Origin of the sequence: Agromyces ramosus, from assembly GCF_004216665.1 — a bacterium.
Taxonomy (GTDB): domain Bacteria; phylum Actinomycetota; class Actinomycetes; order Actinomycetales; family Microbacteriaceae; genus Agromyces; species Agromyces ramosus.
Genome location: NZ_SGWY01000002.1, coordinates 529,784 through 552,979 on the forward strand (window position 1 = coordinate 529,784; position 23,196 = coordinate 552,979).

22 protein-coding genes and 2 tRNA genes are annotated in these 23,196 nt (G+C 71.8%); 16 read left to right on the forward strand and 8 right to left on the reverse strand.

The features are described 5' to 3' along the window. Positions 1–65: 65 nt before the first annotated feature. A complete protein-coding gene (locus EV187_RS09050; RefSeq protein ID WP_130352726.1) occupies positions 66–932 on the reverse strand; it encodes a hypothetical protein in 867 nt (288 codons plus the stop codon). Positions 933–1,077: 145 nt separating this feature from the next. Between EV187_RS09050 and EV187_RS09055 the strand changes: the two genes are divergently transcribed. The 8 genes from EV187_RS09055 (at position 1,078) to EV187_RS09090 (ending at position 9,616) form a co-directional block, all read left to right on the forward strand. Continuing rightward, the gene (locus EV187_RS09055) at positions 1,078–2,064 is read left to right on the forward strand and encodes a DUF2332 domain-containing protein (RefSeq protein WP_130352727.1); all 987 of its coding nucleotides are present in this window, start codon (positions 1,078–1,080) and stop codon (positions 2,062–2,064) included. A gap of 10 nt (positions 2,065–2,074) precedes the next feature. Next, a complete protein-coding gene (locus EV187_RS09060) occupies positions 2,075–2,587 on the forward strand; it encodes a ribose-5-phosphate isomerase (protein WP_130352728.1) in 513 nt (170 codons plus the stop codon). A 10-nt stretch (positions 2,588–2,597) separates the two neighbouring features. Next, a complete protein-coding gene (locus EV187_RS09065; protein ID WP_130352729.1) occupies positions 2,598–3,602 on the forward strand; it encodes an Fpg/Nei family DNA glycosylase in 1,005 nt (334 codons plus the stop codon). 8 nt (positions 3,603–3,610) lie between these two features. Next, the gene (locus EV187_RS09070; RefSeq protein WP_130352730.1) at positions 3,611–4,255 is read left to right on the forward strand and encodes an FMN-binding negative transcriptional regulator; all 645 of its coding nucleotides are present in this window, start codon (positions 3,611–3,613) and stop codon (positions 4,253–4,255) included. Next, positions 4,252–5,730 carry an amidohydrolase gene (locus tag EV187_RS09075; protein WP_130352731.1) on the forward strand — a complete coding sequence of 493 codons (1,479 nt, stop codon included), beginning with the start codon at positions 4,252–4,254 and terminating at the stop codon, positions 5,728–5,730. The genes EV187_RS09070 and EV187_RS09075 overlap by 4 nt, the downstream gene beginning before the upstream one ends. Before the next feature lie 111 nt (positions 5,731–5,841). After that, positions 5,842–7,386 carry a multicopper oxidase family protein gene (locus EV187_RS09080; RefSeq protein ID WP_130352732.1) on the forward strand — a complete coding sequence of 515 codons (1,545 nt, stop codon included), beginning with the start codon at positions 5,842–5,844 and terminating at the stop codon, positions 7,384–7,386. Then, positions 7,376–8,857: a sensor histidine kinase gene (locus EV187_RS09085; RefSeq protein WP_242609515.1), complete on the forward strand. Its 1,482-nt coding sequence runs from the start codon at positions 7,376–7,378 to the stop codon at positions 8,855–8,857. The genes EV187_RS09080 and EV187_RS09085 overlap by 11 nt, the downstream gene beginning before the upstream one ends. A gap of 96 nt (positions 8,858–8,953) precedes the next feature. Then, entirely contained in the window at positions 8,954–9,616 is a 663-nt protein-coding gene (locus EV187_RS09090) for a response regulator (RefSeq protein WP_130352733.1), read from the forward strand. A 6-nt stretch (positions 9,617–9,622) separates the two neighbouring features. Here EV187_RS09090 and EV187_RS09095 read toward each other — a convergent pair whose 3' ends face one another. From EV187_RS09095 to EV187_RS09105, 3 genes are all read right to left on the reverse strand, one after another. Further along, complete coding sequence (locus EV187_RS09095) at positions 9,623–10,324, reverse strand: hypothetical protein (RefSeq protein WP_242609516.1); 702 nt, start codon at positions 10,322–10,324, stop codon at positions 9,623–9,625. 42 nt (positions 10,325–10,366) lie between these two features. Beyond that, entirely contained in the window at positions 10,367–10,864 is a 498-nt protein-coding gene (locus EV187_RS09100; RefSeq protein WP_130352734.1) for a Dps family protein, read from the reverse strand. A 235-nt stretch (positions 10,865–11,099) separates the two neighbouring features. Continuing rightward, positions 11,100–11,173: transfer RNA gene (locus tag EV187_RS09105), tRNA-Gly, on the reverse strand. A gap of 93 nt (positions 11,174–11,266) precedes the next feature. Between EV187_RS09105 and EV187_RS09110 the strand changes: the two genes are divergently transcribed. Continuing rightward, on the forward strand, positions 11,267–11,638 hold the full coding sequence (locus EV187_RS09110; protein WP_130352735.1) for a nuclear transport factor 2 family protein: 372 nt from the start codon (positions 11,267–11,269) through the stop codon (positions 11,636–11,638). 31 nt (positions 11,639–11,669) lie between these two features. On the opposite strand, the gene EV187_RS09115 is transcribed toward EV187_RS09110, so the two are convergent. Further along, positions 11,670–15,452 (reverse strand): SCO7613 C-terminal domain-containing membrane protein, encoded by a 3,783-nt coding sequence (locus EV187_RS09115; RefSeq protein ID WP_130352736.1) that lies wholly within the window; start codon positions 15,450–15,452, stop codon positions 11,670–11,672. A 225-nt stretch (positions 15,453–15,677) separates the two neighbouring features. Between EV187_RS09115 and EV187_RS09120 the strand changes: the two genes are divergently transcribed. The 6 genes from EV187_RS09120 (at position 15,678) to clpX (ending at position 20,634) form a co-directional block, all read left to right on the forward strand. Next, positions 15,678–15,752 (forward strand) — tRNA-Pro (locus EV187_RS09120). 52 nt (positions 15,753–15,804) lie between these two features. Continuing rightward, the gene (gene tig, locus EV187_RS09125) at positions 15,805–17,265 is read left to right on the forward strand and encodes a trigger factor (RefSeq protein WP_130352737.1); all 1,461 of its coding nucleotides are present in this window, start codon (positions 15,805–15,807) and stop codon (positions 17,263–17,265) included. 67 nt (positions 17,266–17,332) lie between these two features. Next, entirely contained in the window at positions 17,333–17,815 is a 483-nt protein-coding gene (locus tag EV187_RS09130) for a tetratricopeptide repeat protein (RefSeq protein ID WP_130352738.1), read from the forward strand. Positions 17,816–17,888: 73 nt separating this feature from the next. After that, positions 17,889–18,473 carry an ATP-dependent Clp protease proteolytic subunit gene (locus tag EV187_RS09135; RefSeq protein WP_130352739.1) on the forward strand — a complete coding sequence of 195 codons (585 nt, stop codon included), beginning with the start codon at positions 17,889–17,891 and terminating at the stop codon, positions 18,471–18,473. A 20-nt stretch (positions 18,474–18,493) separates the two neighbouring features. Beyond that, positions 18,494–19,162: an ATP-dependent Clp protease proteolytic subunit gene (locus EV187_RS09140; RefSeq protein ID WP_130352740.1), complete on the forward strand. Its 669-nt coding sequence runs from the start codon at positions 18,494–18,496 to the stop codon at positions 19,160–19,162. A 194-nt stretch (positions 19,163–19,356) separates the two neighbouring features. Continuing rightward, a complete protein-coding gene (gene clpX, locus EV187_RS09145) occupies positions 19,357–20,634 on the forward strand; it encodes an ATP-dependent Clp protease ATP-binding subunit ClpX (protein ID WP_130352741.1) in 1,278 nt (425 codons plus the stop codon). Between the two features lie 51 nt (positions 20,635–20,685). Here clpX and EV187_RS09150 read toward each other — a convergent pair whose 3' ends face one another. Beyond that, complete coding sequence (locus tag EV187_RS09150; RefSeq protein ID WP_130352742.1) at positions 20,686–20,970, reverse strand: hypothetical protein; 285 nt, start codon at positions 20,968–20,970, stop codon at positions 20,686–20,688. 152 nt (positions 20,971–21,122) lie between these two features. Further along, complete coding sequence (gene sepH / locus EV187_RS09155) at positions 21,123–22,217, reverse strand: septation protein SepH (protein ID WP_130352743.1); 1,095 nt, start codon at positions 22,215–22,217, stop codon at positions 21,123–21,125. Positions 22,218–22,411: 194 nt separating this feature from the next. On the opposite strand from sepH, the gene EV187_RS09160 reads away from it, so the two are divergent. Further along, positions 22,412–22,705: a DUF4193 domain-containing protein gene (locus EV187_RS09160; RefSeq protein WP_056729312.1), complete on the forward strand. Its 294-nt coding sequence runs from the start codon at positions 22,412–22,414 to the stop codon at positions 22,703–22,705. On the opposite strand, the gene EV187_RS09165 is transcribed toward EV187_RS09160, so the two are convergent. Next, entirely contained in the window at positions 22,702–23,166 is a 465-nt protein-coding gene (locus EV187_RS09165; RefSeq protein ID WP_130352744.1) for a DUF3093 domain-containing protein, read from the reverse strand. The two genes, EV187_RS09160 and EV187_RS09165, sit on opposite strands and share 4 nt — an antisense overlap. Positions 23,167–23,196: the final 30 nt, after the last annotated feature.

Consider the following 23,196-nt stretch of genomic DNA (forward strand, 5'->3'; position numbering starts at 1 on the left):
TAGCCCCGCTCGCGCCGAGTGCCGCAGCCGGGAACGAAGGTCGTGGGGCGACGGATGCGCCGGGCTCAGCGTCCCCAGATCGACACAACGGCGCCCGTGAACGCGGGCAGCGCCGCGATCACGGCGAGCGCCAGGAGCACGCGGCCGGTGATCACCCCGGCGCGCGAGGCGCGGACGGCGAGGAACCACGGCAGGAGGCGCGGAACGGCGAACGTGACGAGGGCTCCGACGGCGAGGATCGCTCCGAGCGGGAACAGCACGACCGCCAACAGGAGCGGCAGGGCGGTGTCGGGCCAGTTCGCCCGCGTCATGAGCGGGAGGCTCCGGCTCAACCGTCCGGCGAACGCGGCGAGGAACGCGCCCTGCACCACAGCCAGCGCCGCGAACACGAGCACCGAGAGCCACCCGGGGCCGACGATGTCGAAGTCGATGTTGTCGGCTCGCAGGGGGTCGATGAACGGTGCCACCATGACGAACGCGGCGAGGCCGAACGTCGGTCCCGCGAGTCGTCCACGGGGAAGCCACGGTGCCGCGAGCAGGTACAGCGCCGTCGACGCGAACGCGAACGGCAGGGCGCCGAACACCAGGTAGCCGAGCGTGCCCTCGAACGTGATCCGCCCGACCGTGGCCTGGGCCTCCGTGAGGCGGCCGGTCGCGGCGGGCGAGGTGAGGGCGAGCAGTCGCATGGCGAGTCGCCCGCCGGCCCCGGTGACGAGGAGACCCGAGACGGTGCCGATGACCAGCAGCATCGAGGCCCACCAGCTGTAGAGGCGGAGTCCGTCGAGGTGGCGGCTGAGACGAAAGGCCGTGGGTGCGGCTGCCGAGGCCGGCGAGCGGGCGATCTCGGGCTCGACCAGCGGCTCGCGCCCCCAGACGATGCACAGGGCCACGGCGACGGCGAGCAGCGCGCCGCACGCGATCACGAGGAGCATCCGACCTCCGTTCCGCCGACGGCCCGGCGCGCCGAGCCTAGTGCCGGGGTGTCGCGCCCGCCGCCCCCAGAACGCGGCGGGCCCGTCGCTCCGGCCGGTGCCGGGCCGCGTTGACCGCAACCCGTCTCCGCCATACCGTGGCCCTATGCCGACCAGCACGGATGCCACGGCGTCGACCGCCGAGCGGTACCGCGCCTTCGCCGACGTGGAGGCCCGTGGGATGTCGGCCTGCTACGAGGGGTGGGCGCACGGCGTGGCAGACGATCCCGAAACGATCGCCCTCATCGACGAGCTCCCCTCGCCGAAGCGGCAGCCGAACCTCGTGTTCACGGCCTCGCGGTTCCAGGGGGTGCCGATCGGCCCGTACCACCTCTTCCGGGACTGGCTCCACCAACACTGGCTGGAGGTGCGGGCCACCGCCCTGACCCATGCCACCCAGACGAACGAGGCCGGGCGATGCGCCCTGCACGTGCCCGTGCTCGGCGCGATCGAGGGGCCGATCGCGCTGCTCGAGGTCGGGGCATCCGCGGGGCTCTGCCTCTACCCCGACCGGTACGGCTACCGGTACACGGGGCGCCCGCAGCTCGATCCTGCCGACGGCCCGAGCGAGGTGGTGCTCGACTGCACGGTCGACGACCGAGTGCCGGTGCCCGCGCGGCTGCCCGAGGTCGTGTGGCGTGGCGGCATCGACCTCAACCCGCTCGACGTGCGTCGCCCCGACGACGTCGCGTGGCTCGAGGCGCTGATCTGGCCCGAGCACGAGGATCGCCGTGCGCGCCTGCGCGCCGCCGCCGCGGTCGCCGCTGCCGACCCGCCGTACATCGTCGCCGGCGACCTGAACGCGCGACTGCACGACGTGGCCGCCCGGGCCCCCGATGGTGCGACCCTCGTCGTGTTCCACACGGCCGTGCTGATGTACCTCGACGAGCGGGGCCGGGAGCGCTTCGCGGAGCAGGTGCGACGGCTCCCTGGGCACTGGCTCTCGGTCGAGGCGCGCTCGGTCACGCCCGGGATCGCGTTGCGCGAGGACGTGCCCAACGATTCGACCGACCTCGCACTCGCGCTCGACGGAGTCCAGCTCGCCTGGGCGCAGCCGCACGGACGCGCCATCCGGTGGGTGCCGAATCCCTAGACTTGGCCCCATGCGCATCCACATCGCGACCGACCACGCCGGCCTCGAGTTCAGCCGCACCCTCGTCGACCACCTGACCAACGGCGGTCACGAGGTCGTCGACCACGGCCCGACGGAATACGACCCCCTCGACGACTACCCGGCGTTCTGCATCAACGCCGCCCTGGCGGTCGCGCGCGACCAGGCCGCCGGCGTGCGCACGCTCGGCGTCGTGTTCGGCGGGTCGGGCAACGGCGAGCAGATCGCGGCGAACAAGGTGAAGGGCATCCGCGCCGCCCTCGTGTGGAGCATGGACACCGCGATCCTCGCCCGTGAGCACAACGACGCCAACGTGATCTCGATCGGCGCCCGCCAGCACACCGTCGAGGAGGCGATCCGCTACATCGACGCGTTCCTCGCCGAGCCGTTCTCCGGCGACGAGCGGCACGTGCGACGCATCGCGCAGCTCGCGGAGTACGAGACGACGGGCGACATCGCCGGCAAGGGCGTCGACGCGGCGGCCGGTTCGCCCGGCGAGGCATAGGAGCCCCGCGGTGCCCGAGGGACACTCCGTCCACCGCATCACCCGCCAGTTCGAGCGCAACTTCGTCGGGCACCTCGTGCACGCGTCGAGCCCGCAGGGACGGTTCGCGGTGGGCGCCGCCGAGCTCGACGGGCGACGGATGACCGATGCCCGCGCCGTGGGCAAGCAGATGTTCCTCGGCTTCGAGGGTGACGTGTGGCTGCGAGTGCACCTCGGCATGTACGGCGCATGGGACTTCGCGGGCGAGATCCTGATGGACGCGACGATCGCCTCGGCGAACGGGCGCATGGGCCAGACCAACCAGCGTGGCACCTTCCTCGAGGGGCCGAACCCCGACGCCGTGGTCTTCGACGCCGCGGGCGAGAACTCCCTCACCTCGATCGGCGCTCCGCGGCGCACCCGGCTGCGGATGTCGGAGTCCGAGAAGGAGGGCGACGGCCTCGAGGCCTTCCCGCCCGAGCCGATCGGGCAGGTGCGGGTGCGCCTGCTCACCGACACGATCTGCGCCGACCTGCGCGGCCCCACCGCCTGCGAGGTGCTCGATCCCGCCCAGGTCGAGGACGTCGTGTCCAGGCTCGGTCCCGATCCGCTGATCGACGGGGGCCCCGAGGCCGAGGAGCGGTTCACGAGCGCCGTCCGCCGCAAGGCGACGCCGATCGCCCTGCTGCTCATGGACCAGGGCGTGGTCGCCGGCATCGGCAACGTGTACCGCGCCGAGCTGCTCTTCCGCGCCAGGCAGAACCCGCACACCCCGGGCAGGCAGGTGCCCGAGGCGCACGTGCGTCACCTCTGGCGCGACTGGTCGAACCTGCTCGCCATCGGCGTGGAGACCGGGCAGATGATGACGATGGACGACCTCGACCCCGAGGCGTATCGCGCGGCGATGGCCAATCGCGCCGACCGCCACTGGGTGTACAAGCGCGAGGGACTCCCGTGCCGGGTCTGCGGCACGAACATCGCACTCGAGGAGCTCGGCGGCCGCAAGCTCTACTGGTGCCCCTACTGCCAGGCCTGAGGAGGACGATGCGACAGAACCCCAGCTTCACCCTCGCGAGCGAGGACGGCGTGAAGCGCCTCATCCGGGAGCACCCGTGGATGACGATCGTGAGCATGACGGATGCCGCGGGCCTCGTCGCCTCGCACTACCCGGTGCTGCTCGACGAGACCGCCGACGGCATCGTGCTGCTGACGCATGTCGGCCGGCCCGACGAGGTGGTCCACGAACTCGGGCGCCACGAGCTGATGGTGATCGTGCAGGGTCCGCACGGCTACATCTCGCCCGGCTGGTACGACGCGAATCCGGCCGTGCCAACCTGGAACTTCGTCACCGCGCATCTCTACGGCACTCCCGAGCTGCTCGACGCCGACGAGAACCTCCGCGTGCTCGAGGCGCTCGTCGACCACTTCGAGAGCGCCATGCCCGAGCCGCGGCGTATGCGCGGCACGCCCGAGGACGCGGCGTACGCCGACCGCATCGCGTCGGGCACCGTGGGGCTGCGCATCCCGATCACGCGGTTCGTCGCCAAGAACAAGATGAGCCAGAACCGCCCGGCCGAGACCGTCGACCGCATCATCGCCGAGCTCGAGGGCGACGGTCCCTATGCGAGCGCCTCGCTCGCCGCGGAGATGCGCCGCACCCACGAGGCGCTGCGGGCGGTCCGCGGATGAGCGGGCTGCTCCTCGAGGGTGCACGGCTGCCCGGCGCGCCCGAGGCCGTCGACGTGCTCGTCGCCGACGGCGTGGTCGCGGAGGTGGTGCCTCACGGCGCGACGACCGCGGCAGACCCCGCCGTCGATCGCATCGAGCTCGCCGGACGCTGGATCGTGCCGGGCCTGCACGACCGGCATGCGCACCTCTCGCAATGGGCAATGGTGTCGCGTCGGCTCGACCTGTCCGGCGCGGCATCCGCGGCAGAGGCCGCGGAGCTCGTCCGACGCGGCGTCGACGCCGGCGAGTCCGAGGTGGTCGGCTTCGGCTACCGCGACGGGCTGTGGCCGGAAGCAACGAGCCGGCTGAAACTCGACGCGGTGTCGGGTGACATCCCGGTGGTGCTCGTCGCCGCCGACCTGCACGCATGCTGGGTCAATTCGGCCGCCGCCCGACGGCACGGCGTGACGGTGCCCGACGACGGCGTCCTCCGCGAGGAGGCGAGCTTCAGGCTCCTGCGCGAGCTCGACGCGGTCGCCGACGACGTGCTCGACGGGTGGGTCGCAGATGCCGTGTCCCGTGCCGCCGCTCGGGGCATGGTCGGCGTGGTCGACTACGAGATGCGCTGGAACCGGGACGACTGGGCACGCCGCGCGGCCGGCCGCGACCTCCCGATGCGGGTCGGGTTCGGCGTCTATCCGCAGCACGTCGACCGCGCCATCGCAGAGGGGCTGCGCACCGGTGACGTCGTGCCGGATACCGGAGGCCTCGTCACGGTCGGCGGTGCCAAGGTCATCACCGACGGGTCGCTGAACACCCGCACCGCGTGGTGCTTCGACCCCTACCCGGGCCTCGAGGGCGGCGAGCATCCCTACGGGCTGGCCACCGTGACCTACGAGGAGCTCGTGCCGCTCATGCAACGCGCGCACTCCGGCGGTCTGGCACCGGCGGTGCACGCCATCGGCGATCACGCCAACGCGAGTGTGCTCGACGCGTTCGAGGCGGTCGGATGCTCCGGCTCCGTCGAGCACGCCCAGCTCCTGCGCCACGAGGACGTGGCCCGCTTCGCCCGTCTCGGCATCGTGGCGAGCGTGCAGCCCGAACACGCGATGGATGATCGCGACATCGCGGATCGCTACTGGGCCGGACGCACCGACCGTGCCTTCATGCTCGCGGAGTTGCACACCGCCGGGGTCGAGCTCGCGCTCGGCTCCGATGCGCCCGTCGCCCCGCTCGACCCGTGGGTGGCGATCGCCGCGGCCGTCGGCCGGACGCGCGACGGACGCGAGCCCTGGCATCCCGAGCAGGCGATCGACGTGCGCGCGGCGCTCGCCGCCTCGACGGGCGGAGCCGGTCCCGAGGTCCGGGTCGGACGGCGAGCGGACCTCGCCGTCGTCGAGCGCGACCCGTACGCGGCATCCGTCGAGGAGCTGCGCACGATGCCCGTGGCGGCCACGCTCATCGCCGGACGAATGACGCACGACGCGCTCCGTTGACCCGACTGCCGCGGCACCCCGTCGGGCGGGAGGGAGTCGGGGGATAACCCCCGCGCCGATCCGGGCGCACGCCGGCTGGGGCGGGAGGATCCCGCTCGCGAGGCTGGAACCATGCCAACGACACGCCAGCTCCGCACCCCGATCCGCCGCCCGCGCGCCGCGCAGACCGCCCTCTCGGCGGTGGCGGCCGGCGCCCTCGTCGCCGTCGCGTTCGCCGGGTGCGGCCTCGGCGGGCCGGCGCCCGTCTCCACGGTCGGCGAGGTCGACTTCGACACGCCGCTGGCGATCCCACCGCTCGCCGACTCGACCGTCGACGCCGCCGGCACCCGGGTCTTCGCGCTCGACGCGCGGGCGGGCATCACGGAGTTCGCACCGGGCGTGACCAGCGACACGTGGGGCTTCAACGGCTCGTACCTCGGCCCGACGCTGGTCGCCGATCGCGGCGAGCGCGTGCGGGTCGACGTCACGAACTCGCTCGACGAGCCGACGACCGTGCACTGGCACGGCATGCACCTCCCGGCCGAGATGGACGGCGGGCCCCACCAGATGGTGGAGCCGGATGCCACGTGGTCGCCCGAGTGGGACATCGACCAGCAGGCCGCCACCCTCTGGTACCACCCGCATCCGCACGGCGAGACCGAGGCGCACGTCACCCGCGGCCTCGCGGGCATGTTCCTTGTGCACGACCCGGAGGAGCGTGCCCTCGGCCTGCCGTCGCAGTACGGCGTCGACGACGTGCCGGTGATCGTGCAGGACACGGGCTTCTCCGCCGATGGGCGTCGCGAGGCGCCGGCGCGGGGCTATGCGGGCGGGCTCGGCGACGAGCTCCTCGTGAACGGCACCCGGGGACCGTACCTCGAGGCGCACGACGAGCTGCTCCGGCTGCGACTCCTGAACGCGTCGACCGCGCGCACCTACGGCTTCACGTGGTCGGACGATCGCCCGATCGAGCTCATCGCGACCGACGGGGGCCTCCTCGAGGCATCCGTCGAGCTGGATCGCGTCGTGCTGTCGCCGGGCGAGCGAGCCGAGGTGCTCGTGCGCCTGACGCCGGGCGAGCGGGTCGTGCTGCGATCGGAGATGAGCGCCGAGGCCGCGGGCATGGTCGGCCCGGTCGCGGCGATGAACGGGAACACCGACGCGTTCGACGTGCTCGAGGTGCGCGCCACCGACGAGCTCGAGGCCGCCGCGCCCGTGCCGGAGCGGCTCGCGACCATCACGCCGTACGACGCGGGCGAGGTGGCGACCACCCGCACGTTCCGCCTCGACGACAGCTTCGAGATCAACGGCGAGGCCATGGACATGGGCCGCATCGACGAGACCGTGACGGTCGACACGCTCGAACGCTGGCTCGTCGAGAACGACACGGAGGTGCCCCACAGCTTCCACGTGCACGACGTGCAGTTCCGCGTCGCCTCGATCGACGGCGCCCCGCCGCCGCCCGAACTCGTGGGCTGGAAGGACACCATCCACGCCGAACCGCAGCGGGAGTACGAGCTCCTCATGCGCTTCGAGGACTACGCGGATCCCGACACCCCGTACATGTACCACTGCCACCTGCTGTGGCACGAGGACCAGGGCATGATGGGCCAGTTCGCCGTCGTCGAACCGGGCCAGTCTGCAACGATGACAGGAGGAACCGACCATGAGCACTGACACCGTGCCCACCGATCGACCGGATGACGCCACCGCGATCCTCCGGCCAGAGCTGCCAGGGAATGCGAGCTCCGCGAACATGACCACCACGACGACGGATGCCGCGCCGCTGCGCCGCGGGTACGGCGCCCTCTGGGCGAAGGTCCCGCGCGAGTTCGGCTTCCTCATCCTCACCATGCCGATCGCCATCATCGGCCTGGTCGTGCTCTCGACCGTGTTCTTCACCGGCCTCGGCCTGGTCACGATCTTCGTGGGCATCTTCCTCATGGTCGCGTCGTTCTACATCGCGCGCGGATTCGGCACGCTCGAGCTCATCCGCCTGCGGTGGGCCGGGCGCCCCGAGATCCGCCGACCCGCCTGGGCCCGCGACGGCCGCGAGCAGGGCTTCTGGCGGTCGGCGTTCGCGCCGTTCATCGACGGCCACTACTGGCTGTACCTGCTGCACACGCTCGTCATCAACCCCATCGTCAGCATCGTCACGTGGAGCATCACCGTCGCGTGGACCTCGGTCGCGCTGGCCGGCACGACCGGCTGGATCTGGCAGCCGTTCATCCCCACCGGCGACCGCACGTTCTGGCTGAACGAATGGCTCGTCGACCGCTTCCTGCCCGGCAACGAGCTCACGTACGACCCGGTGGTCGGCGAGCGGATCCTCGAGGTCATCCTCGGGCTGGTGTTCCTCGCCACCCTGCCGTTCGTGTTCCGCGGGCTCACCCTCCTGCACGACGTGGTCGCCCGGGGCGTGCTCGGCGCCTGGCGCTCGGAGGCGCTCGAGGTCGAGGTCGCCCAGCTCGCCGCGTCGCGCGGTGCCGCCGTACAGGCGGAGGACGCCTCGCTCCGGCGCCTCGAGCGCGACATCCACGACGGCCCGCAGCAGCGCCTGGTCCGCCTGCAGATGGACCTCGCGACGATCGAGCGCCGGCTGGAGCAGGACCCCGGCTCGGCGAAGGCACTCGTCGGCGAGGCTCGTGAGCAGGCCCGCGAGGCGCTCGACGAGCTGCGTGCGCTGTCGCGTGGATTCGCACCGCCGATCCTGCAGGATCGCGGGCTCGCGGCCGGCCTCGAGTCGCTCGCGTCTCGCAGTCCCGTGCCGGTGATCGTCGAGGTCGATCTCGCGGACGGCCTGCTGCCCGCGCCGATCGAGCGCAACGCGTACTTCATCGCCGCAGAGCTCCTCACGAACGCGGCGAAGCACGCCGAGGCGACCGCCATCCGGCTCCGCGTCGGAACGCGCGACGAGGGCCCGGCCGGCCACTGGGTCGACGTGTGGGTCACCGACAACGGTCACGGCGGCGCTGCGCCGACGCCCGGGCACGGGCTGGCCGGGCTCGACGAGCGCGTTCGGGGACTTCGGGGGATGCTCGTGATCGACAGCCCCCCGGGCGGGCCGACCACGATCGGCGCGCACGTCCCGTACGTGCCGCTCGGCGCATCCGGAACCGCGGCCGGCACGGTGCCGGGCGTGGTCTGAGCCCCGCCCGACCGACGACGGCCCCGATGCGCACCGGCATCGGGGCCGTCGTTCGCGCGCGCCGTCGGCGCGGCGGGCGCCGATAGGGTGAAGGTCATGACGGATGCCGCCCGCCGCCCCCTGCGCATCGTGCTCGCCGAGGACTCCGTGCTGCTGCGGGAGGGCCTCGTCCGGCTGTTCGACGAGGCCGGGTTCGAGACCGTCGGGTCCTACGGCGACGCCGAGGGCCTCCTCGCCGAGATCGAGCAGACCGCGCCCGACCTCGCCGTGCTCGACGTGCGGATGCCGCCCACGTTCCGCGACGAGGGCGTGCGGGCCGCGATCGAGCTGCGCCGACGCCGTCCGAAGCTCGGGGTGCTGCTGCTCAGCCAGTACGTCGAGGGCACCTACGCGCACGAACTCCTCTCGTCGGGCGAGGGCGGCATGGGCTACCTGCTGAAGGACCGCGTCGCCTCGCTCGACGAGCTCGAGGACGCGGTGGAGCGCGTGAGCGAGGGCGGCACGGTGCTCGACCCCCAAGTCGTGCGCGAGCTGCTCTCCCGGCGCAGCGACCCGCTCGAGTCCCTCACGCCGCGGGAGCGCGAGGTCATGGCGCTCATGGCGGAGGGGCGCACGAACGCCGGCATCGCCAAGCAGCTCTTCATCGGCGTCGGTGCCGTCGAGAAGAACGTGACGTCGATCTTCCAGAAGCTCGGACTCGAGGACTCGGGCACCGACCACCGGCGCGTGCTCGCCGTGCTCACCTGGCTGCAGCGCTGACGCGGGTCACGCGTCGGGCATCGAGCGCAGCGGCTGGTGGAGCTGCCACACCGAGAAGTAGCCGCGGTAGCCCCAGGCCATCCAACCGACGAACGCGGCCAGCGCGAGGATGACGCCCACGGTGATCGACCAGGCGACCGAGGCGGCGAGCGCGTAGGTCAGCGCTCCGCCGAAGAGGCCGACGAGCGCGGCGTGCACCACGAGGATGAGCATCATCGAGCTCGCGAACACCTGTGCGCGGTTCCGGGCTGCGAACGCGTAGTACGTCTGCTGCGTTCCCCGCAGGTCGTCGGTCGTGCCCATCATGAAGTACGGCTCGATCCCCGGATCGAGGTCGAGGTAGGCGGCGCGCAGGCGATTCATCGCGAGGACGTAGACGAGATCCTCGGTGGCGGTGTTGAACACCCGCAGCTGCGTGATCGTGCCGAGCACCACGAGCAGGAACAGCACCCCGAGCGCCGCCACGCCGAACCAGCCGCTGAACTGGGTCGCGTTCCCGAGCACGCCGAGCGTCACGAGCCCGGCCGAGACGAGCGTGAGGAAGATCGCGATGCGCGTGAGCACCTCGCTCTGCGTGGTGCTGCGGCTCGCGAGAAGGCTCCAGTGCTCGGTCGCGAGCATCTGCGCACGCAACGACTTCTGCGCGTCCGTGAGCCGCGCCGCGTCATCCCCCGGGGATGACACGGGCCCGGATGCATCGGCCGTCATAGCGGCATTCTGCACCCGGGCCCGTCAGCCCGCCATCGTCGGCTACTTCACGGCGATGTGGGAGAAGAGGAACCAGCGGTCCTTGTCGAGGCCACGGCGGATCTCGATCACCACGTCCTGGCTGGCCGGGTCGAGCTCGTCGAGCCCCTCGATCGCCGCATCGACCTTCTCGATCGCGAGGTCGATCTGGGCGACGACGTCCGCGATCGCCTCCTCGTACGGCTGGAATCCGAGCTTCGGGTTCGCGGCGCCGCTCTTCGAGGCGACGGTGGCGAGACGGCCGTCGATCGGCAGGCCCAGGGCGACGACCCGCTCCGCGGCGAGGTCGGCCCACTCCTGCGCGTGCGCCACGACGTCGTCGATCAGCTCGTGCACGGCGATGAAGTTGACGCCGCGCACATGCCAGTGCGCCTGCTTGCCGTTGACGACCAGCGCGACGAGCTCGTGCACGACGGGGGTCAGGTACTGCGCCACGCCGGCGGCGACGTCGGCGTGGTCTCCGGTCTTCGTGGTCTTCGGTGCGGTCTTCGTGTCGGTCATACGTGTCACCCTTCCCGTTTCGGCGTCTGTCCCGTTCAACGCTACGCGGCCGCCCGCGTATTTCAAGGAAGGGAAGGCTCGGCTGACCGAGCCCGACGGGGTCGTCCGGATGCCGCGGTGCTCGTCGGCCCTGGTGGTCGTGGGCACCGCCGACGCGTCGACCATGAAGACCCGCACGGGTACCGGATGGCGGCGCTCTTCACGTGGGCGAAGACGGCCGGGGCAGGACCACTCGTGGAGCGGATGACGGGAATCGAACCCGCGTAATCAGTTTGGAAGACTGAGGCTCTACCATTGAGCTACATCCGCGCGTGCCCGCTCGCGAGCACTGGATCATCGTAGTACACGGCAGGAGCCGGTCCACGCACGCCCGCGCGCGCCATTCGTTCGAGGGAGCACGAGATGGGCGGGCGAGAGACGGTCGAGGCGCTGATCGCGACGCTGAACGCCGGCGACGTCGACGGCATGGACGCCGTCTTCCACGAGGACGCGGTCATGGAGTGGCCGCAATCGGGTGAGCGCGTCGTCGGCGGCGACAACCGACGAGCTGTCTATCGGTCCTTCCCGAAGCTGCCCAGCATCACGCCGCGCCGGATCCTCGGCGAGGGCGAGCTGTGGGTCGTCGAGGCGACCCTCGATTACGGCGACGAGGTCGAGTACCAGGCCGTGTTCATCTTCGAGCTCCGCGACGGGAGGATCGCGAAGGAGACTGCGTACTGGTCGCTGCCGTTCGAGGCGCCGGAGTGGCGCGAGGAGTGGGTGGAGCGCATGTGACGACGTCCGCCGAGCCCACCGCCGCCGACCGTCACCGCAGCGCGGCGATCGTGCGCGCGACTCCCCGGGCCAGGCGGAGCTGTCGTTCGTAGGTCGCTGCCAGGACGACCAGCAGCACACCCGCGATCCCCAGCCACAACCACCACCACACCGCCTCGTAGAGCTGCGTGATCCACGGCCACAGCTGCACGATGGCATGCGCCAGTAGGACGCCGCCGCCGAGCAGCAACGGGGCCTGCAGGCGCCGGACTGCCCCGATCACCACGACCGCCACGGCCACCACGCCGAGCGCCACGTTGCGCCAGAGCTCGGGATCGAGGAAGTCCGCCACGAACGCGGGCAGCAGCAGCACCGCGAGCCCCGGACCGAGTTCGCGCCAGCTGCCGAGCTCGGCCTCGCGGCGCATCCGTACGGCGCCCGCGCCGATGAGGGCCGCCGCGATCGATGCCGTCACGATGTCGAACGGGTCGACCCGCAAGGCCGCGAGGGCCGTGACACCGCCGATGACGAGCACACCGAGCGTCGTCCATCGGATCACCGGTCCCGTGAAGGGACGTCGTCGGGTCACCGTCGAGGCGATGTGCGCGGCGGCGAGCAGTGGGAACAGCGCGGCGGCGCGAGCGAGCGAGTCGATGCCGGCGAGGATCGCGAGCATCGTCGGCACCGACGCCGCGACGACGGATGACGCGAGCAGCGCCTCGGCGATCCACGCCGGCTGCGACCCCGAACGCGTCCAGGTCACCGCGATGACCACGCCGGCCGCGAGCGCCAGCAGTGGCCAGAACTCGACGGGCAGCACGCTCGCCTCGCGGACCGCCACGGCCGAGCCCCGCACCAGCGCGGCGCCGGTGAGCGCAGTCCAGCCCGTCACGACGCCGAGGGTGCGGATCGGCACGCCTCGGGCCGTCTCGGGGAGGAACGCGGCGGCGATCGCCACCACGGCGCCCGCGGCGACGAGCACGAGCGTGCGGAGCTCCGACTCGGCACTCGATGCGATGCTCGGCAGCACGAGCACCGCGGCCGCGGAGGCGAACAGGCCGGTGCGGCCGGGGGAACGGGTCGACGGCGCCGTTCGACGCCAGGTGATCATGCCTCCGGCCGTCAGGAGCGCGAGCGCCAACGGCACCGTGTAGGCCTCGACATCGTCGACGCCCTCGCCCGAGAGCCACGCCCACGCGGCTCCGACCGCGATCGGGAGGCTGAGCCACGAGAGGTGGCGGCTGGGCGAGTCGCCGGCGACGGGGTCGCCGTGGAGCGAGGCGATGAGCACGGGCACCGGCGTGAGCAGGAGCAGGAGGAGCCACGCCTCGTCGCCGGCGAACGGCGCCGAGGCGAGCGCGATCGTGCCGGCGAGGCCGACCGACAGACTCCACGCGAGCCGTGGGATGCTGGCGTCACGCGGCACGGCGACGTGGCCGGCCGCCGCCGCGAGGAGGACTCCGGCTGCGGTGCCGACGACGAAGGCGGGGGCATCCGGGATCGCGTCGAAGGCGGCGCCGAGTGCGAGCGCGACGAGGACGGGACCGGCGGCGGCGAGGGCGCTGCGCACCAGCGGCGACGCGGAGGGGCGGATGGCCGCGACCACGACGACGGCGCCGAGGGCGGCCGGAAGCCATCCGAGCGGTGCGTCGCCGAACGCGGTCGCCAGCGCACCCGCGGCCACGCCGCCGAGCAGCGGCATCGCCAGGCTCGTTCGGTCGAGCGGGGGGACGCGCGGAACGAGGAGCGCGGCCGCGAGCAGCACCGCGGCGACCGTGCCCAGCCACATCCATGGCGACTGCCAGGGGTCGACCGGCGGAATGCCCGCCGCTTCGAGCCACGACGGGATCGAGAACGCGACGGCGCCGCCGAGCGCCGCGACCGTGGCGAGGTGGGCCGCGCCGATCCCGCGCGCAGCGCCGGCCGGCCACACCCGCCGGGCCAGCAGGCGCCCGGCGACGATCAGGGCGAGGAGCGCCGCGACCGTCCACGGCCAGACGGGAGCGCTCGAGTACGCGGTGCTCCAGCCGATCCCGCCGGCCGAGATCCCCCCGACCGCGAAGACCGGCAGCAGGCCCGGGACGGCCGCGCGACCGGTCATGGCGGCCGCCGCGAGGCCGATCGCCGAGAGGAGCACGAGCGCTGCTGCGGCGAGCCACACCGTGGGTGCGATGCACGCCGCGACCACGGCGCCTGCGGCGGCGAACGCGACCGGGATCGTCGAGAGGCGCCGGAGGCGTCCGAAGATCGCGGCCACGGCGGCGCTGCCCGCGGCCAGGATCAGCGGGACGAGCACCGCACCGAGCTCGACGTCGTCGACCGGCGAGGACACCTGCTCGGTCGGGCCGTGCGCCCATGGTTCGAGGCTCGACACCGCCCGGATGCCGATCGCCTGGAGCCCGGCCAAGCCGCCGGCGACCGCCGTGGCGGCCGCCACCGCTGCGGCGGCGGCGAACCCGGCGAGCAGCTCGCGACGGGCACGGAGGGCCCGCGCAGCTCCGGCGAGGAGGCACGCGGCGACGACCGCTCCCGCCGGTGCGATCCACAGCGCGTCGGGGCGGTCGAGCTCCTGCAGCGCGCCCACCGCCGGGGCCAGCGCGACGCTCGCGCCGAGCGCCGGTGCCGCGATCCAGCTCCAGGTGGTGGTCGCGCCGGGCTCGCGGAGGGCGAGTACGACGACCGCCAGCAACCATGCGCCGGCGGCTGCGAGCAACGCCCACGACGCGCCCCAGGCGACGTCGGGGAGCGCCCACGGCGCATCGATCGTCGCGGCGGCGCCGCCGACGAAACCGCCGGCGAGGAGGATGCCGCGCTCGGGTGAGGCACGCAGGGCGCCGGCGACGAGGGTGCCGACCACCGCGGCCGCGAGGCCGCCCAGCCAGATGCCGGCGGCGGTCTCGGGGTCGACGGAGTACGCCAGCAGGAAGGCCGAGACCGGGGCGAGCCCGGCGGCCGCGAAGCCGGGCACGCGGATGCCGCTCACGGCTCGCGTGCCGGCGAGCAGGGCCGCGACGAGCGCGAGCGCCACCCCCGCGTAGGCCGAGGCGCCGAGCCGCTCGCTGCCGAACAGCTCGTTGGCCCGCACGATCCACACGTCGAGCAGCAGCAGCACGACGGCGACGACGGCCACGCCCTCGGCGGTCCCGGGCAGTCGACGTGCGCGCAGCAGCCAGGCGAGTCCGAGCACGAGCACGCTCGCGCCTGCGATGATCACCGAGCGCACCTCGAGGCTCGCCACCAGGTAGGCGACGAAGAGGAACACGATCGCCGTGACCGAGATGAGCACCACGCCGAGCGTGAGCAGGAGGACCTGCACGCCCGATCGGCCGCTCCGGCGCTCGCCGGCGGCGACGGAGCCGGCGGGCGCGACCGGGGGAGCCGGGGGAGCCGCGACGGCGGCCGCGGCCGCGGCATCCGTCGACTCGTGCTGCCGGGTCGGGACGGCGACCGTGGACCATTCGTCTCGCGTCGGCCCGGTGACGGATGCCGCCTGCGCGCCGGCATCGGCATGGGTCGCCGTGGCCGGCGGCACGACCGCCACCTCGATGGGCACGCTCGTGGCGGGGATCTCGACCCACGCCTCGCGAGCCGCCTGCGCCGCGCGCATGCGCCCGATGAGCTCCTGACGCGCGAGCTCGCCCTGGTAGACCGCCGTGGAGCGCTGGAGCAGCTCGGCCGCCTCGGGGACGTCGAGATCGAGCCCGCACACACCGCATCGCGTCGCCGACAGCGTGCTGAAGCAGGCCGGGCAGCGCGTGGTGTCGACGAATTCGGCGGGATCGGCGGGCCAGCGGCGCAGCGCCGGCCCCCCGGCTGGGCTCGGGCGGTCGGTCATGCGCACACTCTGCCACGCGGGATCGGCGTGTCGGCAGATCATCCACAGCGCCCGTTCGGGGGTCATTCCCGCGGTCGGGACGCCGCGCCGGAGTCGCCCCGAGATCACGCGCCGGGCGTCAGCAGCGGGCACCCGGCCCGTGCAGTAGACTTTCGGGGGTCCATCCACGCTGCCGCATGCTTCGGCGTGCCCGTGCGGGTGAATCGACGAGTTGAGTCAGCGACTCGGGGCGTAGCTCAGCTTGGCTAGAGCGCCCGCTTTGGGAGCGGGAGGTCGCAGGTTCGAATCCTGTCGCCCCGACGAGTCGCCCGAGGCTCGACACGAACTTCCACACAATCAGGAGATCTTCCACATGCCGACCACTTCGGTTGAGAAGCTGAGCCCGACGCGCGCCAAGCTCACCATCTCGGTGACGCCCGAGGAGCTGAAGCCCAGCATCGCCCACGCCTACGAGCACATCGCCGAGCAGATCAACGTGCCGGGCTTCCGAAAGGGCAAGGTGCCGCCGCCCATCATCGACCAGCGGGTCGGCAAGGCCGCGGTGCTCGAGCACGCGGTCAACGAGGGCCTCGACGGCTTCTACCGCGCCGCGGTCTCCGAGCACGAGCTGCGCCCGCTCGGCCGTCCCGAGGCGGACATCGTCGAGTGGCCGAACGAGAAGGACTTCTCCGGCGACCTGCTGCTCGCGATCGAGGTCGACGTGCGCCCCGAGATCGAGCTGCCCGACTACGACGGCCTCGAGCTCACGGTCGACTCGGTCGAGATCGGCGACGACGAGGTCACCGAGGAGCTCGACCGCCTGCGCAGCCGCTTCGGCACGCTCATCACGGTCGACCGCCCGGCCACGACCGGCGACTTCGTCACCCTCGACCTCGTCGCCGTCATCGACGACACCGAGGTCGACACCGCGAGCGGCATCTCCTACGAGCTCGGCTCGGGCGAACTCCTCGAGGGCATCGACGAGGCGCTCGACTCGCTCACCGCCGGCGAGACCACCACGTTCGAGTCGAAGCTCCTGGGCGGCGACCACGAGGGCGAGACCGCCGAGATCACCGTGACCGTCACCGCCGTCAAGGAGCGCGAGCTCCCCGAGGCCGACGACGACTTCGCGCAGATCGCCAGCGAGTTCGACACGCTCGACGAGCTCACCGCGAGCCTCAAGGAGCAGGTCGCCCGCAACAAGTCGTTCGGTCAGGGCACCCAGGCCCGCGACCTCCTCGTCGACAGGCTCGTGGAGCTCGCCGACGTGCCCGTCGCCGACAGCGTCATCGAGGACGAGGTGCACCGCCACCTCGAGTCCGAGGGTCGCCTCGAGGACGACGAGCACCGCGCCGAGGTCACCGAGTCCAGCACGAAGGCGTTCAAGACGCAGATCGTGCTCGACGCCATCGCCGAGGCCGAGAAGGTCCAGGTCAGCCAGGACGAGCTCACCCAGTACCTCGTGCAGGGCGCCGCGCAGTACGGCATGGACCCCAACGAGTTCGTGCAGGTCCTGAGCCAGAACGGCCAGATCCCCGCCATGGTCGGCGAGGTCGCGCGCAACAAGGCGCTCGCGATCGCGCTCGGCAAGGCGAAGGTCACGGATGCCGCGGGCAACGCCGTCGACCTCTCCGAGTTCACCGCCGTGGGCGACGCCGACGAGGCCGAGTCCGACGAGGCCGCCGAGACGCCCGCCGAGGAGGCGAAGCCCGCTCGCAAGCGTGCCGCCAAGACGGACGACGCCGACGCCGCGCCCGCCGACGGCGACGCCGACGCCGAGGAGCCCAAGAAGCCGGCGCGCAAGCGTGCGGCCAAGAAGGCCGACGCCGAGTAGTCGGTCGATCGATCACGAGCGGGGCTGGGCGGATTCGTCCGGCCCCGCTCTCGTCTCCGGAGGAGCCATGAGCGACTGGCAGGATCGCATCGACGCCGTCTGGTCGGCCGCCGAGCGCCTCGGCGACGACGAGGTGATCCGTCGCATCGACGCACTCGCCGGCGAGCGTCCGACCGGCGACCCGATCGCGCTCTTCGAACGGGCCGGCGCGCGCGACGCCGCGGGGCTCGAGGCCGAGGCGGAGACCCTGTACCGGGAGGCGCTCTCGCGCGGCCTCGAGGGGTCGGAGCGCGTGCAGGCGCACATCCAGCTGGCGTCCACGATCCGCAACCTCGGGCGACCGCTGGAGGCCGTGCGCCTCCTCGACGCGATCGAGCCCGACGCGGGTGAGCTCCGCGACGCGGTCGTGGCGTTCCGGGCGCTCGCCCTCGTCGATGCGGGCGACGCCCGCCGCGCGGCATCCGAGGCCCTCGAAGCCCTCGCCCGCCACTTGCCGAGGTACCGGGTGTCCGTCACGGAATACGCGCGGGAACTGCGGGCATCCGCCTAGGGCGAACAGCCCCGTTCGCGTGCGTTGCACCGGATAGATTCGAGTGAACGCGACAACGGAAACGGAGCGACACATGGCCGAACCGACACCCAGCCCCGGTGTTTTCGATCGACTGCTGAAGGACCGCATCATCTGGCTGGGCTCCGAGGTGCGCGACGACAACGCCAACGAGATCGCGGCGAAGCTGCTGCTCCTCGCCGCAGAGGATGCCAAGAAGGACATCTACCTCTACGTCAACTCGCCCGGCGGCTCCATCACGGCCGGCATGGCGATCTACGACACGATGCAGTTCGTTCCGAACGACATCGTCACGGTCGGCATCGGCATGGCGGCCTCGATGGGGCAGCTGCTCCTCACGGCCGGCACGAAGGGCAAGCGGTACATCACGCCCAACGCTCGCGTGCTGCTGCACCAGCCGCACGGCGGGTTCGGCGGCACCGCGAGCGACATCCAGACGCAGGCGCAGCTCATCCTCGACATGAAGAAGCGCCTCGCCGAGATCACCGCGGCGCAGACCGGCAAGTCCGTCGAGCAGATCAATGCCGACGGCGACCGCGACCGCTGGTTCAACGCACAGGAGGCCCTCGAGTACGGCTTCGTCGACCACATCCGCGAGTCGGCGCTCGACGTGGCCGGCGGCGGCGGAACCCAGGCGTGAGGAAGAGAGAGAACGAGCGAATGAACATCCCCCAGTTCGGCGGAACCGCCTTCAACGGCATCCAGGCCCCCGGCTCGCGGTACATCCTGCCGAGCTTCGAGGAGCGCACGGCCTACGGCTACAAGCGCCAGGACCCCTACGCGAAGCTCTTCGAGGACCGCATCATCTTCCTCGGCGTGCAGGTCGACGACGCGTCGGCCGACGACATCATGGCGCAGCTCCTGGTGCTCGAGTCGATGGATCCCGACCGCGACATCATCCTCTACATCAACTCGCCCGGCGGCTCGTTCACGGCCATGACCGCGATCTACGACACGATGCAGTACATCCGTCCGCAGATCCAGACCGTCGTGCTCGGCCAGGCCGCCTCGGCCGCCGCCGTGATCGCGTCGGCCGGCACGCCCGGCAAGCGGCTCGCCCTGCCGAACGCGCGCGTGCTCATCCACCAGCCCGCGATGGGCGAGGCCGGCCACGGCCAGGCGTCGGACATCGAGATCCAGGCCGCCGAGATCATGCGCATGCGCTCGTGGCTCGAGGAGACGCTCTCGCGTCACTCGAACCGCACGCAGGAGCAGGTCAACACCGACATCGACCGCGACAAGATCCTGTCGGCCGAGGAGGCCCTCGAGTACGGCCTCATCGACCAGGTGCTCACCTCGCGCAAGAGCCTGCCCGCGCTCACCCGATAGCGCGACCCGTCCCGACGCGGCGGATGACCGGCCACACGGCCGTGCGCATCCGCCGCGTTCAGCGTGCCGTGGGGTGTGTTCGTCGCACAGTTCGCGGAGCGCGAACCGCGACCCGATCCAATCCGGGCGCGCCATGCCGCTCCGTCCCGATCTCGGGCTAGGCTCGGAGCAGACTCGTCGACAGGGAGGGTTCGATGGCACGCATCGGGGAGAGCGCCGACCTGCTCAAGTGCTCCTTCTGCGGGAAGAGCCAGAAGCAGGTCCAGCAGCTCATCGCGGGGCCGGGCGTCTACATCTGCGACGAGTGCGTCGAACTCTGCAACGAGATCATCGAGGAGCGCCTGGCCGAGGCCGGCGAGACCGAGGCCGGCGAGTTCGAGCTGCCCAAGCCCAAGGAGATCTTCGCCTTCCTCGAGGAGTACGTGATCGGGCAGGACGCGGCGAAGAAGGCGCTCGCGGTCGCGGTGTACAACCACTACAAGCGAGTCCGCGCCCGCACGACGCTCACCTCTGCCGACCACGCCCGCGACGACGTCGAGATCGCCAAGTCCAACATCCTCCTCATCGGCCCCACCGGCTGCGGCAAGACGTATCTGGCGCAGACCCTGGCCAAGCAGCTGAACGTGCCGTTCGCGGTCGCGGATGCCACGGCCCTGACCGAGGCGGGCTACGTCGGCGAGGACGTCGAGAACATCCTCCTCAAGCTGATCCAGGCCGCCGACTACGACGTCAAGCGCGCCGAGACCGGCATCATCTACATCGACGAGGTCGACAAGATCGCCCGAAAGGCCGAGAACCCGTCGATCACGAGGGATGTCTCCGGCGAAGGCGTGCAGCAGGCGCTCCTGAAGATCCTCGAGGGCACGGTGGCATCCGTGCCGCCCCAGGGCGGGCGGAAGCATCCGCACCAGGAGTTCATCCAGATCGACACGACGAACGTGCTGTTCATCGTGGCCGGGGCCTTCGCCGGCCTCGAGGACATCATCTCCTCGCGGGCGGGCAAGCGCGGGATCGGCTTCGGCGCCCCGCTGCACAACAAGGAAGACGAGGCCGACATCTTCAGCGAGGTGCTGCCCGAGGACCTCCACAAGTTCGGGCTGATCCCCGAGTTCATCGGCCGACTCCCCGTCGTGGCCACCGTCACCCCGCTCGACCGCGACGCGCTCATGGAGATCCTGACCGTGCCGCGCAACGCGCTGGTGCGGCAGTACCAGCGCATGTTCGAGCTCGACGACGTCGAGCTCGACTTCGAGGAGGCGGCGCTCCAGGCGATCGCCGACCTCGCGGTGCTGCGGCAGACGGGCGCCCGCGGACTCCGGGCGATCATGGAGGAGGTGCTCGGGCCGATCATGTTCGAGGTGCCATCGTCCACCGGTGTCGCGCGGGTCGTCGTCACCAGGGCCGCCGTGCTGGACAACGCCGCTCCGACGATCGTCCCGCACAAGCCGCGCCGCGCCGAGAAGTCGGCCTAGCGTCGAACTCCGCGACCGGCGGTTCGCCGGCGCCCCACAGCGCGCGCCGGCTCAGTCGAAGACGCGCAGCAGGTTCCAGTGCACGCCGTCGTGCTCGACGTCGAACACGTGCGTCTCACCGTCGTCGGCACTCGCCTGGAACCGCCACCCCGAGATCGACAGTGGGATGCGGCCGGGGGAGACGTCGTGGTCCGTGAACGGACTCCACCAGTCGCAGGGCCCGACCAGGGCGGTGGGCATGTCGGTGACGCGGAAGCGACGGGCTCGCCACACGAGTCGCTCGGGCTCGCCCGCCTCGCTCGTCCAGACCTCGACGAACTCCTGCACCCGGGGCATGCGCACCTCCACCGACATTCGAACGTGTGTTCGATGGTAGCACCGCATCCGGGCGCGCGGAACGGTGCTCGGGGCCATCCCGCCGCCGACGGCGCGGCTGGGGCATCCGGCCGGATCGATCCAGGCGGAGTGGAACGATCAGCCTGCTGGGATCAGGCCAGGTCGTCGTCCGTGCGTGCGCCGAACACGATCTCGTCCCAGCTGGGCATCGCGGCGCGGCCCTTCTTCGTGGCACGCGGCGAACCGGCCGGCCCGGTGGCCGACTTGCCGCCCCAGAGGGCGCGAGCCGCCGTGCCCGGCTTCTCCTCGTTCGCCTTCGGACTCGGCTCGGGCGTCGTGGGCGGCGGCGTCTGCGCGACGGGGGTCGGAACCAGCGGGAGGGGCAGCTGCGGCTGCTCGGGCTCGACGATCGCGGCCTCGCGTTCGCCACGCCGGCGGCGGAGGGCCTCGAGCAGGTCGGCCGTCTCGCCGAGCGTCGGCGTCGGCTCCTCCGCGCGCTTGATCGCGGCGCGCGCGGCGGCCGGGCTCGACGTGGCCGGTGCGGTGCGCGCGTAGGGGAGCGGCTCGAGGTGCGGCGCGGTGTCGAAGTCGCCGTGATCGGTCTCGTCGAAGGTGAACGCGCCGCTGTCGAACCGCGACTCGTCGGACTCGGGGGAGACCGCGCGAAGGCGCGGGATGAGCCCGCCCTTCAACTCGCCCTGCTGCGACAGGGTGGTCGCCTCGGAGTTCATCGGATGCAGCGACTGCTTGCGCGGCTCGAACCCCCAGCGGGCGTCGTGGTCGATGGTGTCGGCGGTGAACTCGAGCTTGACGATCCAGCCGTGCTCCTCGTCCTTCCAGCTCGCCCACCGCTCGCCGTGCGCCCCGAGCTTCGCGAGCCGGTCGCGGATGACGCTCCCGAACGTCGCGGGGTCGTCGGCTGGGTCGACCTCGACGGCCGGGTGCACGGGCACGGCGAGGGCCGAGGTGACGACGTGCTCGCGTTCGGCCAGGACCGGTCCCTCGAAGCGACGCACGAAGTCGACCGATGCGCCGGTGACCTGCGCCACGTCCTCCGCGGAGAGTCCCGAGCGGATCAGCGACTGCACCTCGCGGGGGGACGGCTTGGGGCCCGTGTGGACCTCGGGTTGCGCCTGGCGGATGCGGGACTGCAGCACTTCGTCGATCTCGATCCGGAAGCGCGCGCCATCGTCGGAGGCGGCGAGCAAGGCGCCGTTCTCGACACCTATTACCTTCAGTTCCTGCATCGCGACAAGCCCTTCCGTGCCTTCGTCTCCGCCCAAGGATGCCACGACGACCGGGGTGCAGTCGGGAATAGCGCGGGCGCGGCGGAAGTTGAGCAGGTAGCGGTTCGCAACGGCCGTGCAAGTGGTTTGCTTACGTCACCGATTTGATGCAGACTATGGCCGCCGAATCTTCGGCGATGAGGAAATGGATGGGAATGGCAACGGATTACGACGCACCGCGGAAGACCGAGGACGACTCCGAGTCGATCGAGGCCCTCAAGGAGCGCGTCCCCGACAAGATGTCGGGAGTGGTGGATGTCGACGACGCCGACAACCCCGGAGGCTTCGACCTGCCCGGTGCCGACCTCTCCGACGTCGAACTCGACGTCGTGGTGCTGCCCCCGCAGGCCGACGAATTCACGTGCGTGAACTGCTTCCTCGTGAAGCACCGCTCGCAGATCGACCACGAGACCAAGCTCGGGCCGATCTGCCTGGAGTGCGCCTCCTAGAGGTCGCCTTCCGCAGGCTCAGGCCGTCGTGATCCGTTGATCGCGGCGGCCAGTTCTTTCGGCCGGCGGCTCGACAGCAGCCAGTACGGCGCCGGATCGGACGGATCGGTGATCGGCACGCGAACCACGGGCTGCACCCATCCCCGGATGACGAGGAACGCCCGGGCATCGAGTCCGGTGCCGCGTTCCACCCGCGCGTCGGCGTCGAAGGCGGCGACCGCCTCGCCGGTCTGGTCGAGCGGGATCGCCGCACGACCCGCACGGAGCATCCCGTCGCGCACCTCGATGACCGGCGCCGAGAGCGTGAGCGAGCCCACCGCCGCCAGGTAGAGGATGATGCCCGTGGCGATGCCCGCGGGCAGCGAGACGGGCGCGAGCACGAGGATGCTCGCCGGGACCAGGAGCAGCGTCGCGATGTAGATCCAGGGCGTCGGCCACAGTTTCTCGCGGTAGTCGGGCATGGATCTATTCGATCAGACTTCTGCACTACC